We start from the raw sequence: 15,837 nt of genomic DNA, 5'->3' as shown, positions 1-15,837 counted from the left end.
GTTTTCAACCTCCCCTTCGCGAATAATCCCTCTTTACTTTTCAACTTTTAACGTTTGTAAGTATGCATTTAATGCATCAATTTGATCATCCGTTAAGTTGCCATATTTGCCAGTCATTTTGTTTCCTGGCTTCATATTTTCAGGATCTTTCAGCCATTTTTTTAAGTTTTCTTCATTGTTTTCGGCAATACCGGCAACCATATCGCGATCCGCAAAGTTTGCTAAGTTTGGTGCGATACGAGCGGAAGGTGGTCTACTATCATTAGATCCAACTGCGTGACAACCAATACAGCTTTTATTAAATATTTCTTGGCCCTCTTGCGCCTTTGTTGAAGCTACTTCTTTCTTCCCATCAATCTTCTTCATATCAGCAAGCCAATTTTTGTACTCGCTTTCATCTAAAGCTTTCACTTTAAATTGCATTAAAGAATGTGATGGGCCGCAAAATTCTGTACAAAAACCATTATAAGTGCCCGATTTATCTGCCTTTAACCACATTTTGTTCACATTGTCTGTATTTGTATCCATTTTCCCAGCTAAAGATGGAACCCAAAATGAGTGTTTAATATCGGCACCCTTCAAATTTAAATACACTTTCTTACCTGTGGGGATGACTAAATCTTGCGAAGTTACTATCTTTTCTGATTTATAAGAAAATTCCCACCAATAAAGATTCGCTGTTACATCAACAACGATAGTATCTTTATCAATATTCTTTTTCTCCATCGCACTTACATCAGCAAGTTTGAATGTATATGTAACCGTTGGAACAGCTAAGATTAGTAAAAGAATAATCGGAATAACTGTCCATATAATTTCTAGCTTGTGATTTCCTTCAACTTGCTCTGGAATATAATCTTCCTGACCTTTCTTTTGTCGGAAACGCACAATTACATACAAGAAAATAATAGTAACTACTAGTACTACTCCTACCATGATTGCACTCGCCAGTAGAAGTAAATCATATTGCATTTTTGCTACTTCTCCTTGCGGAATTAAAGTAGATTGAAAGGCTTTACCGCATCCCCCTAACAGTAAAGCCAGCAGTGAAACGAACGAAAGCAGTCGCCACTGTTTCTTCATACAAACAACCCCCACTTTCCTTGTGAATTAGATTGTACTTTATAGTTAAGTAAAGTAAATCTCAACGTAAAGAAATCCAATTATGTCGTTGTCTTAGAAGAATGTAACTACAATCATTGATACAAATAAGATTGTTAAATAATTTAGGGAATAAACAAACATTTGCACAGACCATTTTATGTCATCTTTCTTACGGAATCCATAAAATCCTAAAGCGATCCATCCGATGTTAAGCAGTGTTGCAATTACCATAAATGTTATCCCTAGTCCACTCATATAAAATGGTAGTGGTAATAAACATACTGTCCAAATCATAATTTGGCGTTTCGTAATTTCAAATCCATGAACTACAGGAAGCATTGGAATTCCTGCATTTCGATATTCATCAACACGTTTCATCGCTAATGCAAGGAAATGTGGGATTTGCCAAATAAACATAATTAAAAATAACATCCAAGCAATTGGATGACCTAAAGATGGATCGATTGCTGCCCATCCAATTAAAGGTGGAACTGCACCAGATATACTACCTACAACAGTATTTAGTGTATACTTTCTCTTTGTCCATAAACTATATAGAACAACATATGTGAAAGCACCAATAAATCCCATTAAGACTGCCATTGGTGTTGTTAATAATAAAAATACAAAACCAAGAAGTAATATGACTAGTCCAAATGTAAGTGCAAATCCTGGTTTATATTTTCCAGTAACCGTTGGACGGGTCTTTGTTCTTTCCATTAATGGATCGATGTCTCGATCAATGTAGTTGTTTAAGCAACATACCCCTGCCATAACTAATCCAGAACCAACGATTGTAAAGAATAACTTATCCAGATTGTCCATTACACTTAATCCATTAAAGTGTAATGCCAACCAAAATCCTGTAAATACAGTAAGTGTATTTGAGTTTACAATCCCCATTTTAACGAGTGCTTTTAAATCTTGTATCCGAGTTGTTTCCGGTACACTTGTAACAGCGGACTCATCATGCAGCTCACTTGTTGCATGGTTCATCACTCTAACCCCCTCTTAAAACTTTCATCTTTCTTTTTGCGCCTATTTCAAATGAAATAATTCGCTTCTATATAGCAATATTATTACAGTAGAAACATTGTTAACCCATTCTACTACTAATCTACGCCCATACTCCAATATATTAAATCATATTTCCCGAACATTTTGTGAAGAAAACATGAACTTTTTGTGTCGAATATAAAAAACTTCATTCTGACTTGTCCTTATCATAACATGATGTTACCTTCTATAATAAACTATTTTATCCTATTTAACACGTATTCTCCCCATTTCTTTTCAAAATAGCCTATTTTTCACCTAATTTTTTCCTTAGGAACCCTGTTTTTACACCTGTTTTCTCCCCCTTTCCTTTCCCCTCCATTTCTTTGCTATTTTATTATTTTTTATATATCATAGGAACTAGCGCGTTTTATTCTATACATAATGGAATGAAAATATTTCGCAATAACTTCATAGCAGAAAGATGGTGAAAGAGATTGCAACGCTTTATTAAATGGTTAGCAGTCATTACAAGCCTTGATTTATTAATAGTTTTATTAGGAGGCGCTTTAGTTACAAAAACAGGTTCTGGTCAAGGTTGTGGTAAATCATGGCCACTTTGTAACGGTGAATTTGTTCCATCTAATTTATCAATGGAAACTATTATTGAACTTAGCCACCGATTAACATCAGGATCAGCTGGAATTCTTGTCACTCTCCTTTGTATTTTGTCCTGGAAATATTATAAACATGTGCGTGAAACAAAAACGTTAGCAATTTTATCCTTCGTATTTTTAGTTGCACAAGCATTAATGGGAGCAGCAGCAGTTGTTTGGGGACAAATGCCAGCTGTACTTGCTATCCATTTCGGTATTTCCTTAATTTCATTTGCTTCTGTCATTTTATTAACGTGTCTTATCTTTGAAATTGACCAAAAATTTGATGCACGTTCTCTTATTATGGACAAAAAAATGAAATTTCATATTTATGGTGTAACAATTTACAGTTATATCGTCGTCTACACAGGTGCTTTAGTACGTCACGAAAGAGCTAGCTTAGCCTGTCCAGACTTTCCTTTATGTAGCAAAAACAGACCTATGCCAACTCAACTACATGAATGGGTTCAAATGGGCCATAGAGTTGCAGCAATGTTAATTTTCGCTTGGATACTTTACGCGATGATTCTCGCTATTCGTCATTACAAACAGCAACCTGTAGTATATTGGGGATGGATCATTTCATTTATCCTTGTTACACTTCAAGCTGTAGTAGGAATTTTAGTTGTATTTACAAACGCTAGTTTAGCAATGGCATTGTTACATTCTCTATTCATTTCTTGCTTGTTTGCCGTACTATGCTATTTAGTTATGTTAGGAACAAGAAGTAAAGTGAATGCAAAAGAAGCCGGATCAACTTCTAAACAAACAAAATAATTTAAAACTAAAATCCCTTGCCAATTCGGCAAGGGATTTTTTGCAATAAAGAAAAGAGCTGTATATTTACAAAGCTCTTTTTTTATTTTAGTGATCTAATTCAATAAGTAAATCACCCGTTTGAATTGCATCACCATCGTTAACATATACTTTTTTCACTTTACCATTGAACGGCGCTTGAACTGTCGTTTCCATTTTCATCGCTTCTGTAATTGCCATAGAATCGCCTTTTTTCACTTCATCGCCTTCTTTTACAACTACTTTAATTACCGTTCCTGGCATTGTTGCACTAATGTGATTTGGATTTTCACGGTTTCCTTTCACACGTTGTGCAACTGTTGCTTTCACACTCTCGTCTTTCACGACAATTTCACGTGGTTGACCATTAAATTCCAAGTAAAGGACACGATTTCCATCCGGCTGTGGTTCTCCAATTGATACAAGTTTAACCATCAATGTCTTACCTTGTTCAATTTCCACATCAATTTCTTCACCTAGTCTCATACCATAGAAGAATGTCGGTGTATCAAGTACAGATACATTTCCATAAAGCTCAGCAACTTTTTCATAGTCCATAAATACTTTTGGATATAATGCATATGCAACTACATCAAAAATTGTTACTTCGCGTCCAAGTTTATGGAATAATTCTTCTTTTAACGCGTCGAAATCTACTGGCTCTAGTAGTTCACCTGGTCTTACTGTTAACGGCTCTTTCCCTTTTAAAATAATCTTTTGCAATTCTTTCGGGAAACCACCGTACGGTTGACCTAAATCACCAGAGAACATTTCAACAACAGATCCAGGGAAGTCCAAAGCATGTCCACGCTCTAAAACATCTTGTTCTGTCAGGTGGTTTTGAACCATAAATAACGCCATATCGCCAACAACTTTTGATGATGGTGTTACTTTTACAATATCTCCAAACATGTCATTCACACGACGGTACATTACTTTCACTTCATCAAAGCGATCTCCTAAACCAACCGCCTTCGCTTGTTGCTGAAGATTACTATACTGTCCACCTGGCATTTCATGCATATATACCTCTGTGTGAGGTGCATTCATACCACTTTCAAACGGTGCATAGTATTTGCGTACATCTTCCCAATAATGAGATAGCTTTTCTAAAGAATCGATATTAACATCTGGTTGTCTTTCATTTCCACCTAGTGCATAGAATAATGTGTTCGCACTCGGTTGTGACGTTTGACCAGCCATAGAACTCACTGCTACATCGACAATATCAACACCTGCTTCAATTGCCTTCGTATACGTTAATATACCATTTCCACTCGTATCGTGCGTATGCAGGTGAATCGGAATCGATACCGTCTCTTTTAATGCTGAAACTAAATCATATGCTGCGTTTGGTTTTAGTAAGCCAGCCATATCTTTAATACCTAAAATGTGAGCTCCCGATGCTTCCAACTCTTTTGCTAAGTTTTTATAATAATTCAAATCATATTTACTACGTAATGGATCATGAATATCTCCTGTGTAGCACATTGTTGCTTCTGCAATTTTACCAGTATCTCGTACAGCATCAATTGCAACTCTCATACCTTCTACCCAGTTTAAACTATCAAAAATACGGAACACATCAATGCCTGCTTGAGCAGAACACTCCACAAATTTTTGAATTAAATTATCTGGATAGTTTTTGTAGCCAACTGCGTTTGACGAACGTAGTAACATTTGGAATAAAACGTTCGGCATTTTTTCACGAAGATCTAGTAATCGTTCCCATGGATCTTCTTTTAAGAAACGATACGCGACATCAAACGTTGCACCTCCCCACATTTCAGCTGAGAATAGGTTTGGTAACATTCTCGCTGTTGGCTCTGCAATTTGATGCAAATCTTTTGTACGAATACGAGTTGCAAGTAATGACTGATGTGCATCACGGAATGTTGTATCCGTTAAAAGTACACGGTTTTGATCCTGTACCCATTTTACTAATCCATCTGCTCCACGCTCGTCCAAAATTTGTTTCGTTCCATTTTGGATTGGCTCTGAATGTTTTAAACATGGAATACGAGCATCTGGGAATATTGGCTTTTCTTTTTTCCCTACTCCTGGGAAGCCATTTACTGTTACTGAACCAATATAATTTAACATTTTCGTTCCGCGGTCTTTACGTTTTGGGAACAAGAATAGTTCAGGTGACACATCAATAAACGAAGTATCATATTCTCCTGATAAGAAGTTTTTATGTTTTACTACATTCTCTAGGAATGGAATATTTGTTTTAATACCACGAATACGGAATTCTTTTAAGTTACGTTCCATTTTTGCAGCAGCTTGCTCAAAAGTAAGTGCCCAAGTTGTAACTTTTACAAGTAAAGAATCGTAGTATGGTGTAATAACTGCACCTTGGAAGCTATTTCCTGTATCAAGACGCACACCAAAACCACCGCCTGATCGATACGCCATAATTTTTCCTGTATCCGGCATAAAATTATTTAGTGGGTCTTCAGTTGTTACCCGAGATTGGATTGCAAATCCGTGTACAACCACTTCCTCTTGCTTCGGAACACCTACTATTTTACTATGTAATGCATGTCCATCAGCTATTAAAATTTGTGATTGAACGATATCCACTCCTGTGATCATCTCTGTAATCGTATGTTCTACTTGAACACGTGGATTTACTTCAATAAAGTAAAACTCATCATCTTTTACAAGGAATTCTACTGTCCCTGCATTTAAATAGTTTACATTTTTCGTTAACTTCACAGCAGCATCACAAATACGCTGACGCAGATCATCTGAAAGTGATACACTCGGTGCTATTTCTACAACTTTTTGATGGCGACGTTGTACAGAACAGTCACGCTCGTATAAATGAACAACATTGCCTTCTTCATCTGCTAAAATTTGTACTTCTATATGTTTAGGTTTTTCAACGAATTTTTCGACGTAAACTTCATCATTACCAAAGGCTGCTTTCGCTTCTGATTTTGCTCGATTATATGATTCTCCTAATTCCTCACTAGTACGCACAATACGCATACCACGACCGCCACCACCAAGGGACGCTTTAATAATAATCGGGTAATCATACTTTTCAGCAAATTTTTCGACTTCTTCTAATGAATCTACTGGACCATCACTACCAGGTATAACTGGAATTTGTGCTAGCTGCGCTTGTGTTCTTGCTTTCACTTTATCTCCAAACATATCTAAATGCTTACTTTTCGGACCGATAAAGATAATTCCTTCTTCTTCGCAACGTTTCGCGAATTGAATATTTTCTGACAAGAAACCATATCCAGGGTGGATTGCATCTACATGATTACTTTTTGCAATCTCAATAATGCCTTCAATATCTAGATAAGCATCAATTGGTTTTTTTCCTTCCCCAACTAAATAGGACTCATCGGCTTTATAGCGATGATAAGAACCACTATCCTCTTTCGAATAGATTGCAACTGTTTTTAATCCAAGTTCCGAACAAGCTCGAAACACACGAATTGCAATCTCTCCACGGTTAGCTACCAATACTTTTTGAATACGTTGCAGCTTTGTCATGATTTTCCCCCTCTACTTTCCTACCACTCTAGAGATAAAATATATACACACTTTAAAAAGCGTGAAGTTCTTCACTTTCCACATTATATTATACTTAGAAAGCTTCACTTTATTTTTATCCATCATACCTTATTTTTTAACAAATGATAAGTTTTCTGTGCAATTTGTTTCACAAAAATAGTATAGCATACCTCTTCCTTTTCTAACAACTTAATTGTATATCACATTTAAACAAATGTGATACATCTTTTAACTGAAAGAGAAATTAATACATCATATTTAAAACTACTTGAAAATAAAAAACACATCCTGCTCTAAAGCACGATGTGTTTTTTATTTTACAACTACAAGATGTGGTCCATTTTGTTCTCTTTCTTTCATTAGACCATTCTGTTGTTTCTCTTGTCGTTTCACGTGACTAGCAATATTGAGTAGTATTCCCATTGCAAGTAGATTAGCTAATAAAGAACTTCCGCCGTAACTAACAAACGGTAATGGTACCCCTGTTAGCGGTATTACTCCAGACATACCACCGACATTGATAAACGTTTGAACTCCAAACAAGCTTGCAATTCCGATAGCTATTAAACTTCCAAATGGATCTGTACACTTTTGTGCAACTCTAAATGACCGAATAATAATAAGTAATAAACAGATTAAAATGATAGCTACACCTATAAAACCAAGTTCTTCAGATATAATTGCCATTATAAAATCCGTTTGCGGTTCTGGTAAATAACCATATTTTTGTACACTATTCCCTAAACCTCTACCATTAAGTCCTCCAGAAGCAATTCCAATAAATGAATTCACTAATTGAAATCCATCCTTTTGAGGATCATTAAACGGATCAAGGAAAACAGAAAAACGTGCCTTTTGATATGGATTTAATGCATAATTACCAAGAAGATATAGTGCCGGAATCCATACTATAGAAGTTAAAGCAATTCGTTTAATCCATAAGTTAACCTGTACTCCCGAACAAAGAAACATAATTCCTACTGTTCCTGCAATTAACAAATCAGTACCTAAATCATTTTGCTTTAATATTAAAAACATGATTATACCAACACCAATAAGTACTGGACCTGACCCTTTGGAAACAGGTGTATTCGTTTCTTGTCTTTTGGCAAAGAAATGAGCTAAGACAAGAATAACTGTTATCTTAACAAATTCTGCAGGCTGTATTCCAAATATCCAGCCGTTTGCACCGTTTACTTTCTTAGTGAAAAAGGCAGCTGCAGCTAATAAGGCAACACTAGCACCGTAACTCCCCAACAAAAAAATTCGTTTTCTCCAAACTTTATATGGGATAGTAGCAATAATTATTAATACTATTGTCCCAACAACTAAAGTAATTAATTGTCTTTTAAAAAAGAAATTTGCTGGTTTATCAAATCTCGAAATCGCAACAATGGAACTAGAACTATATACCATTATTACTCCCAGCACACATAAGATAACAAGAGGAAGTAACAATGAATAATCCATTGATTTCCATACTTTTTTCATTTCATTTCCTCTTTCTGTTTCAATTTAATTATTGTTGTATTCCATATGTACATTGATTCTTCCTGCTTTATTATACAAATAAAAAGCCCAAACTAATTTAGTTTGAGCCCCCTTATTTGAACCCGTTATTGTTGTTTGTTTGTAAACGCTTCATGAAGTGCAGATAACTCACGTTCGAGCTCACCTAACATTGCTTTCCCTTGTTCTTCTGCAATAAGACCAAGGCGAACTGCAAAATCGACCTCGCGGGATAGTCCAAACATTTGTGTGTCTAACACTTCTTCATATAATGGACATTGCGGCATTGTAAGATGGTCCATTTGCACCTTAATAAGTCTTAAAATCTTCTCTGCATCCGCTTGTAGAAGGGCTAGTGCCTTTTCCTGATGATTTGCTACTGTCTCAGACGCCAAATTGATTCCCTCCGTTTCCGTCCTACTCTCCTCTATCCTATCTATTAATATTAGCGATAGTTTTAATAAATTGCAATAGAAACATTTTTTGTGACAACAGTGTCTAATGCTATTATACTGAAAAGTGGGAGTATAACACAAATGGGGGAACAACAATGAGCGAAATTTTATTTATTAACGGAAAAGTACGTTTTCCAATCACTATTGATCCAACTGTTTGGATCTTTGATGATCGAAAAGTAGATTTGACAACTTACTTTGATGAAACTAGAGAAAACACGTCTGAACTAGAAACTTATTTAAAAAACACTTCAGAACATTGGGATCGTGAAATTCGTGATGGTGCTGCCTTCCCGCCGATACAACAAAGTGTAAAGAAATATAAAAAAGAACAGCTAATTACTGGAACATTTGGTATACCATTTCATCCATTCCTTGCTAACGCTGAAATTTTAGAGGACGCTACGCAAGTTGAAATTGAAACTGTAGATCATACAATGACACTTCCATTAGAAACTGTCAAAAATGCTATACTAGGTTTTTCAAAAGAAGGAAAGCCATTAAAAGAAGACGGACCTGTTCATCTCTATTTCAATGATGGATCTAATCGACAAAATCCAATCCGGAACATCCGTAAATTTACAATTATTTAAAGAAAAGGAGTGAGCTTAAGCTCACTCCTTTTTACAATAAATCTGCTGCTAGTTGAGCTAAATTAGATCGCTCCCCTTTAACAAACTTCACATGACCACTAATGCGCTGTTCTTTAAACTTCTCTACAACATACGTTAAGCCATTATTATATTCATCTAAATATGGGTGATCAATTTGCTGAGGATCTCCCATCAATACAATCTTACTCTTTTCCCCTACCCTAGTTAGTATCGTTTTCACTTCATGCTTTGTTAAATTTTGTGCTTCGTCAATGATAATGAACTGATCTGGAATACTTCTCCCGCGTATATAAGTAAGGGCTTCTACTTCAATCGAACCCATTCCAGCTAAAATAGCATCTAACTCTCCTGGCTTTTTCGTATTAAATAAATACTCTAGGTTATCAAAAATTGGTTGCATCCATGGTCTTAACTTTTCTTCTTTTTCTCCTGGTAAATAACCGATATCTTTTCCGACTGGGACAATTGGTCTTGCAACGAGTAATTTTTTATATAACCCTAAGTCTTCTGTTTGCATAAGTCCCGAAGCTAACGCAAGTAACGTTTTTCCTGTGCCGGCTTTCCCCGTTAATGTTACAAGCGGAATATCTTCACGAAGCAACAATTCTAACCCCATAATTTGCTGCACGTTTCGTGGTCGTATCCCCCACACTTGTTCATTGTGAAAAATAAGTTTCTTTACCTTCTTACCTAAGTGATCCACAATGCCAAGCGCAGAACTAGAGCCCCCTAATGCATCTTTCATTACTACAAATTGATTTGGGTAAAAAGGGTGATTCGCAATTTCAGATAGAGGCAATTCACCTTTCTCATAAAAATAATCCAATTGTTCTTTTGATATATATCCTTCTAAAAAGCCAGAATATATATTTTCTACTTCAATTACGCGATCACTTAAATAATCTTCAGCCTTCAAACCAATTGCATCAGCTTTTACCCTTACGAGTACATCTTTACTTACTAAAATAACAGACTTCCCGTCCTCTTTTTCCTGTTCTTCTAAAGATAGATTTTTTGCTACAGCTAAAATTCGATTATCATTTGTTTTTTCTACAAAAATATCTTGTAGTTGCACAAATGAACGATGGTTTAATTCAATACGAAATGTTCCGCCATTTTCTAGCGGGATACTTTCATGCAGCTTTCCTATTTCACGAAATTTATCTATTAACTTAGATACATAACGAGCATTTCGTCCTACTTCATCCATATAACGTTTTTTCGAATCAACCTCTTCTAATACAACTGCTGGAATCACTACTTCATTGGTTTCAAATGAAAAAATAGATAAAGGATCCTGCAAAAGTACATTCGTATCTAACACATAAATTTTATCCAACCTGTTACCCCCTGACTCCACTTTTAAATTTGTAGAACAAGGGTTTCATCCATAAAATATGGACGAACCATTGTTATAATTATATGTACCGTGTAAACGAGGTAGAATCGAAAATCATAGTCATTAAACCTTTTATTTATTCTTTATTCATTTCTATTCAATATATTACTTTTTATTATAATTATTAACGTTAAATCACAATAACCGATTACAAAAGTGAATAAACGAATTTCTTATTTAGCACATTTATAATTCTCTTATTCCTACTAGCACTTCGTTATCCAGCTTTTTGGCCGCCCGAAGATCGTATGTTTTTTCATATGTTGGTTCAATTGCAAGTTTCGCTCCATAAAACATAACATCACGTACTTCTTGCACATTAACTTCTATTACAGTTAATTTCAAAGAAATACCTTCCATTCTATCTGTCAAAATTTCACCTGCACCACTTATGGAAAATACGGATTCATTCGCCATTATAGTCAATACTACACCTGTATTATGCCTTATATTTTCCACAATACGTGAACGTTGATCTACTGCAAATCGAATACTAGTTTTGCTCACTGCATACACCCAAGAAATAGCACTTACGTTAGGAACTTGTTTTTCGAAATCTGTCGTTGCTATCATCACAATACACTCTTTACGCAACGTTTGTACTAAACCCTCTGTTAAAGTAGGCTCTACTACATTCGCCATATTTTCACCTCCAAACATACTTGGTATATCCTTATCATAACTTATTTTTCGAATTGCGAAAATATTATTTTTTCCCACTATTATTCAAAAACATTATACTTCCATGATATACTTATACTGATAGAATTCGTATTGAGGTGACGAAATGAGAGTCAAATGTATGATTTGTGATAAAAAAGATATGTTAGATGATGAAAATCCTACGGCAAAAAAACTGCGTAATCGCCCTATTCATACATATATGTGCATGGAATGTTCGGAACGAATTGCAGAGCGTACAATGGAACGTCATGCAAGTGGTAATTTCCGATTATATCGTGATAAAAAAGTTGAAGACGATTGGTAAAATGTAAATAAGTCCTTACTCATATAGATAAGGACTTATTTATATTTTTCAGGCTCAAGATTCATTTGATCCAAGAAACAATCAATGGCTTCTAGCGGAAACCTTGCAGATTTCCTTTCCCCATTCATTTCATATGTAATTAAATACATTTCCTCGTTCTTTTTAACTTCCACATCTTTTAATTTATGTTCTTCATATATCATATTTTGAAATAACAAATACGTTTCTTTTGCAGCACTATCATCCGGACGTGCTTCCGCAACTGTTTTAATTGTTAACCAATTATATAGTGCATCTTGTACTGAACGCATAAAACTTCGCCCCCTCACCCTGCTTTTTGTTGTTTCGCTTGACGCAAACGCAATCTATAAATTCCAAGTACAATTGCCGCTACAACAAGTCCTTCTCCAACAGGTAAAAATACAGCAAAAAAGGTTAATACTGTACATCCAATTGCTAATGATATGTATATTACTATATTTTTTAGTACAGACAACTTTCTAGCAAATCCTAAATTATAGACGAGAGCACTTAATATAATAATCGTCCCATAAAGTAACCACATTCCTAACTCTGGATTTTCATCAACTTTACATAATTTCGCAAAAAAAGACATTCTTTCTAACACTATTTATCCCCCCTTCTCATAAAAAACAAAATTTCTTTATGTACTTAATACAAGAGTAACCTGCGAAAAAAATACTGTCCACTAAAAAGAGTAAATATTCTAAAAAATAAACATAAAAAAACAGCTACCTTAAAGGTAGCTGTTTTTTTTATGCTTCTACAGATTTCTTTTTCTTAGCAGCTCTTTCACGTTCGCTCTTATCAAGAATCTTTTTACGTAAACGAATTGATTCTGGAGTTACTTCACAGAACTCGTCATCGTTTAAGTACTCTAATGACTCTTCTAGAGTCATTAAGCGTGGTTTTTTCATTGTTGAAGTTTGATCTTTCGTTGCAGAACGAATGTTAGTTTGTTGTTTCATTTTCACAACGTTAACTGTTAAGTCGTTCTCACGAGTATGTTCTCCTACGATCATACCAGCATATACTTCTGTACCTGGTTCAACGAAGATTACACCACGGTCTTCAACTTGCATAATACCGTATTGTGATGCTTTTCCTGTTTCAAGTGAAACTAGAACACCTTGGCGACGTCCACCCACTTGTCCAGCATGTACTGGTTGGTAGCAATCGAATGTATGGTTTAAAATACCGTAACCACGAGTTAATGTTAGGAATTCTGTTGTGTAACCAATTAAACCACGTGCCGGAACCATGAAAGTAAGGCGAACTTGACCGTTTCCGTTATTCACCATATCTAACATTTCACCTTTACGTGCACCCATTGATTCCATAATAGAACCAGTGTATTCTTCAGGAACATCGATTTGTACGCGCTCTACAGGTTCACATCTTACGCCATCGATATCTTTAATAATTACTTCAGGCTTAGATACTTGTAGTTCATAACCTTCACGACGCATGTTTTCAATTAAGATAGATAAATGCAATTCCCCGCGTCCAGATACGATCCATGCATCAGGAGAATCTGTATTATCTACACGTAAACTTACATCTGTTTCTAATTGTGAACGAAGACGCTCTTCAATTTTACGAGATGTAATAAATTTACCTTCACGACCTGCAAATGGGCTGTTATTTACAAGGAATGTCATTTGTAGCGTTGGCTCATCAATACGTAATAATGGTAAAGCCTCTTCATGCTCAACCGGACATACCGTTTCACCTACGTTGATGTCTTCCATACCTGAAACAGCTACTAAATCTCCAGCTTTTGCTTCTTCAATTTCTTGACGTTTTAATCCAATGTAACCGAATAATTTCGTTACGCGGAATTGTTTTACACTTCCGTCAACTTTCATTAAAGCAACTTGTTGTCCAACCTTCATTGTACCGCGGAATACGCGTCCAACTCCAATACGTCCAACGTAGTCGTTGTAATCAAGAAGTGCTACTTGGAATTGAAGTGGCTCTTCGCTGTTATCAACTGGTGCTGGAATATGTTCGATAATTGTATCGAATAATGATTTCATATTCTCTTCTTGATTTGCCGGATTTGAATCCAAGCTTGCTGTTCCGTTCATTGCTGATGCAAATACAACTGGGAACTCTAATTGATCTTCGTTTGCACCAAGTTCGATGAATAAGTCAACTACTTCATCAACTACTTCATCAGGACGAGCGAAGTCACGGTCAATTTTGTTTACAACAACGATTGGAGTTAAGTTTTGCTCAAGAGCTTTCTTTAAAACAAATCGTGTTTGTGGCATACAACCTTCATATGCATCAACAACAAGTAGAACACCATCAACCATTTTCATGATACGTTCTACTTCTCCACCGAAGTCAGCGTGACCTGGTGTATCTAAAATGTTAATTCTTTTATCTTCATAGTGAATCGCTGTATTCTTCGCTAAAATTGTAATACCGCGTTCTCTTTCTAGATCATTTGAATCCATTGCGCGTTCTTCAATATGTTCATTCGCACGGAATGTCCCCGCTTGACGTAATAACTGGTCAACAAGTGTTGTTTTACCATGGTCAACGTGGGCAATAATTGCTATATTACGTAAATCTTGTCGTTTTTTCAACATGTCCAACTCCTAATGTCTTTTTAATCCTTCTCTATTATAAGAGCGAAGGGGATACAATAGCAATTAAAATAAAAGCAAGAATGAAAATATAGTTGTATTCTTACTTTTGTGAAAGTAAAATGAGATTGGAGGGTGAAGAAATGGAACACATTCAATATCGCTTTTTATTAACCGCAATTATCGGTGTTATTTTCTTAATCGGTATCGGCATTATGATTGCTGAAAATAGTCCAATCGGTATTATTATTTGCATTATCGGTACATTTGTTGCAGTTGGATACGGTTTTGTAACAAAAAGAAAAATGCGCAAATCACAATAACGCTAAAAAGTAAGAAGCTTATACATAGCCTCTTACTTTTTTTGTGGCTCTGATATAAAAGATAACACTTCTTCATACACTCCTGGTTTTGCAACTAGCACACTGCTCTTCTCTATGATAGAAAGTGACGCTCCAGAGAATGTCGTTACCTTCCCTCCAACTTCTTCTACAATTATCTGTCCTCCGCCAAAATCCCATGGTGATAATCTCGGCGTTACATATGCATCTATTCTTCCTGTTGCAACGTACACCATCTCTAACGCTGCACAGCCATACGATCTCGTGCCCCTTGCTTTCTTAACAAGTGCCATCATACTTTCCATATTAAGCAATGGATTATCTGTAAGCCATATCGCATTTAAAGCTACAATACCTTGCTCTACAGTTCCTTTTTCCAATGGAGGAATTGATATATCATTACAAAAAGCTCCAGATCCCTTGACTGCATGATATAGTTCATCATGTACTGGATCATAAATAAGTCCAATCTTTCCGATACCGTTCTCATAAATCCCAATTGAAATTGCAAAATTTCTTTTTTGATGAACAAAGTTCATCGTGCCGTCAATTGGATCAATTAACCAAACAACCCCGTCAGAAGACGTTATCTCGTCTCCATAACCTTCTTCTCCTAAAATATTATGATTCGGGAATGTTTCTTTAATTTTCCCAATTAAAAACTGTTCTATCTCTCGGTCCATATTTGTAACTAAGTCAGCTGCATTGGATTTTGTTTCTATAATAAGTGCTTTTTTCATGGATGCTATTAAATGCTCTCCTGCATCCCGAATCCACCGTTTGGCGTGTGCATCGATGTCTTTCCATACTTCTTGCATGTTTAAA

The 15,837-nt window shown here is 35.7% G+C and carries 15 protein-coding genes; 4 read left to right on the top strand and 11 right to left on the bottom strand.

What is annotated here, in order from left to right:
* Positions 1-33: 33 nt before the first annotated feature.
* Together coxB and ctaB are read right to left on the bottom strand one after the other, a co-directional pair.
* Positions 34-1,083 carry a cytochrome c oxidase subunit II gene (gene coxB / locus BM089_RS14025; protein WP_000745273.1) on the bottom strand — a complete coding sequence of 350 codons (1,050 nt, stop codon included), beginning with the start codon at positions 1,081-1,083 and terminating at the stop codon, positions 34-36.
* 93 nt (positions 1,084-1,176) lie between these two features.
* Entirely contained in the window at positions 1,177-2,100 is a 924-nt protein-coding gene (gene ctaB / locus BM089_RS14020; protein ID WP_001015053.1) for a protoheme IX farnesyltransferase, read from the bottom strand.
* 497 nt (positions 2,101-2,597) lie between these two features.
* Here ctaB and ctaA point away from each other — a divergent pair, with 497 nt between their 5' ends.
* The gene (gene ctaA / locus BM089_RS14015) at positions 2,598-3,533 is read left to right on the top strand and encodes a heme A synthase (RefSeq protein ID WP_001188740.1); all 936 of its coding nucleotides are present in this window, start codon (positions 2,598-2,600) and stop codon (positions 3,531-3,533) included.
* Between the two features lie 87 nt (positions 3,534-3,620).
* On the opposite strand, the gene pyc is transcribed toward ctaA, so the two are convergent.
* The 3 genes from pyc to BM089_RS13995 form a co-directional block, all read right to left on the bottom strand.
* Positions 3,621-7,067, bottom strand: a complete 3,447-nt coding sequence (pyc, locus tag BM089_RS14010; protein ID WP_000164055.1) for a pyruvate carboxylase — start codon at positions 7,065-7,067, stop codon at positions 3,621-3,623.
* 333 nt (positions 7,068-7,400) lie between these two features.
* Positions 7,401-8,579: an FtsW/RodA/SpoVE family cell cycle protein gene (locus tag BM089_RS14000; RefSeq protein WP_016512362.1), complete on the bottom strand. Its 1,179-nt coding sequence runs from the start codon at positions 8,577-8,579 to the stop codon at positions 7,401-7,403.
* 125 nt (positions 8,580-8,704) lie between these two features.
* Positions 8,705-8,992 (bottom strand): Fpa/YlaN family protein, encoded by a 288-nt coding sequence (locus tag BM089_RS13995; RefSeq protein ID WP_000135694.1) that lies wholly within the window; start codon positions 8,990-8,992, stop codon positions 8,705-8,707.
* Positions 8,993-9,147: 155 nt separating this feature from the next.
* Between BM089_RS13995 and BM089_RS13990 the strand changes: the two genes are divergently transcribed.
* Complete coding sequence (locus BM089_RS13990; RefSeq protein ID WP_001289810.1) at positions 9,148-9,645, top strand: molybdopterin-binding protein; 498 nt, start codon at positions 9,148-9,150, stop codon at positions 9,643-9,645.
* A 31-nt stretch (positions 9,646-9,676) separates the two neighbouring features.
* On the opposite strand, the gene BM089_RS13985 is transcribed toward BM089_RS13990, so the two are convergent.
* A complete protein-coding gene (locus BM089_RS13985) occupies positions 9,677-11,005 on the bottom strand; it encodes a PhoH family protein (RefSeq protein WP_000358083.1) in 1,329 nt (442 codons plus the stop codon).
* Between the two features lie 246 nt (positions 11,006-11,251).
* On the bottom strand, positions 11,252-11,707 hold the full coding sequence (locus BM089_RS13980; protein WP_000024600.1) for a pyridoxamine 5'-phosphate oxidase family protein: 456 nt from the start codon (positions 11,705-11,707) through the stop codon (positions 11,252-11,254).
* A 145-nt stretch (positions 11,708-11,852) separates the two neighbouring features.
* Between BM089_RS13980 and BM089_RS13975 the strand changes: the two genes are divergently transcribed.
* Positions 11,853-12,053: a YlaI family protein gene (locus BM089_RS13975; protein WP_002093346.1), complete on the top strand. Its 201-nt coding sequence runs from the start codon at positions 11,853-11,855 to the stop codon at positions 12,051-12,053.
* Positions 12,054-12,088: 35 nt separating this feature from the next.
* Here BM089_RS13975 and BM089_RS13970 read toward each other — a convergent pair whose 3' ends face one another.
* The 3 genes from BM089_RS13970 to typA form a co-directional block, all read right to left on the bottom strand.
* The gene (locus tag BM089_RS13970; protein ID WP_090977166.1) at positions 12,089-12,364 is read right to left on the bottom strand and encodes a hypothetical protein; all 276 of its coding nucleotides are present in this window, start codon (positions 12,362-12,364) and stop codon (positions 12,089-12,091) included.
* Positions 12,365-12,378: 14 nt separating this feature from the next.
* Complete coding sequence (locus BM089_RS13965; RefSeq protein WP_000893662.1) at positions 12,379-12,681, bottom strand: YlaH-like family protein; 303 nt, start codon at positions 12,679-12,681, stop codon at positions 12,379-12,381.
* Between the two features lie 148 nt (positions 12,682-12,829).
* Positions 12,830-14,674, bottom strand: coding sequence for a translational GTPase TypA (gene typA, locus BM089_RS13960; protein WP_000914752.1), 1,845 nt, complete (start codon positions 14,672-14,674; stop codon positions 12,830-12,832).
* A 140-nt stretch (positions 14,675-14,814) separates the two neighbouring features.
* Between typA and BM089_RS13955 the strand changes: the two genes are divergently transcribed.
* On the top strand, positions 14,815-14,994 hold the full coding sequence (locus tag BM089_RS13955; RefSeq protein WP_000400123.1) for a DUF5325 family protein: 180 nt from the start codon (positions 14,815-14,817) through the stop codon (positions 14,992-14,994).
* Between the two features lie 32 nt (positions 14,995-15,026).
* Here the strand turns inward: BM089_RS13955 and BM089_RS13950 are convergent, their stop codons facing one another.
* Positions 15,027-15,830 (bottom strand): inositol monophosphatase family protein, encoded by an 804-nt coding sequence (locus BM089_RS13950; RefSeq protein WP_001158700.1) that lies wholly within the window; start codon positions 15,828-15,830, stop codon positions 15,027-15,029.
* Between the last annotated feature and the right edge of the window lie 7 nt (positions 15,831-15,837).

The organism is Bacillus sp. 5mfcol3.1, from assembly GCF_900114335.1.
Lineage (GTDB): Bacteria > Bacillota > Bacilli > Bacillales > Bacillaceae_G > Bacillus_A > Bacillus_A thuringiensis_S.
The sequence above is the reverse complement of the archived record's forward strand: the minus strand, read 5'-3'. Positions and strand labels throughout refer to the sequence as shown.

Excerpts from the sequence above, each read along its gene's own strand:
- BM089_RS13980 (WP_000024600.1), bottom strand. The coding sequence starts at position 11,707 with ATGGCGAATGTAGTAGAGCCTACTTTAACAGAGGGTTTAGTACAAACG.
- BM089_RS13950 (WP_001158700.1), bottom strand. The coding sequence starts at position 15,830 with ATGCAAGAAGTATGGAAAGACATCGATGCACACGCCAAACGGTGGATT.
- BM089_RS13990 (WP_001289810.1), top strand. The coding sequence starts at position 9,148 with ATGAGCGAAATTTTATTTATTAACGGAAAAGTACGTTTTCCAATCACT.
- BM089_RS13955 (WP_000400123.1), top strand. The coding sequence starts at position 14,815 with ATGGAACACATTCAATATCGCTTTTTATTAACCGCAATTATCGGTGTT.
- BM089_RS13975 (WP_002093346.1), top strand. The coding sequence starts at position 11,853 with ATGAGAGTCAAATGTATGATTTGTGATAAAAAAGATATGTTAGATGAT.
- typA (WP_000914752.1), bottom strand. The coding sequence starts at position 14,674 with ATGTTGAAAAAACGACAAGATTTACGTAATATAGCAATTATTGCCCAC.
- BM089_RS13970 (WP_090977166.1), bottom strand. The coding sequence starts at position 12,364 with ATGCGTTCAGTACAAGATGCACTATATAATTGGTTAACAATTAAAACA.
- pyc (WP_000164055.1), bottom strand. The coding sequence starts at position 7,067 with ATGACAAAGCTGCAACGTATTCAAAAAGTATTGGTAGCTAACCGTGGA.
- ctaB (WP_001015053.1), bottom strand. The coding sequence starts at position 2,100 with ATGAACCATGCAACAAGTGAGCTGCATGATGAGTCCGCTGTTACAAGT.
- coxB (WP_000745273.1), bottom strand. The coding sequence starts at position 1,083 with ATGAAGAAACAGTGGCGACTGCTTTCGTTCGTTTCACTGCTGGCTTTA.
- BM089_RS14000 (WP_016512362.1), bottom strand. The coding sequence starts at position 8,579 with ATGAAAAAAGTATGGAAATCAATGGATTATTCATTGTTACTTCCTCTT.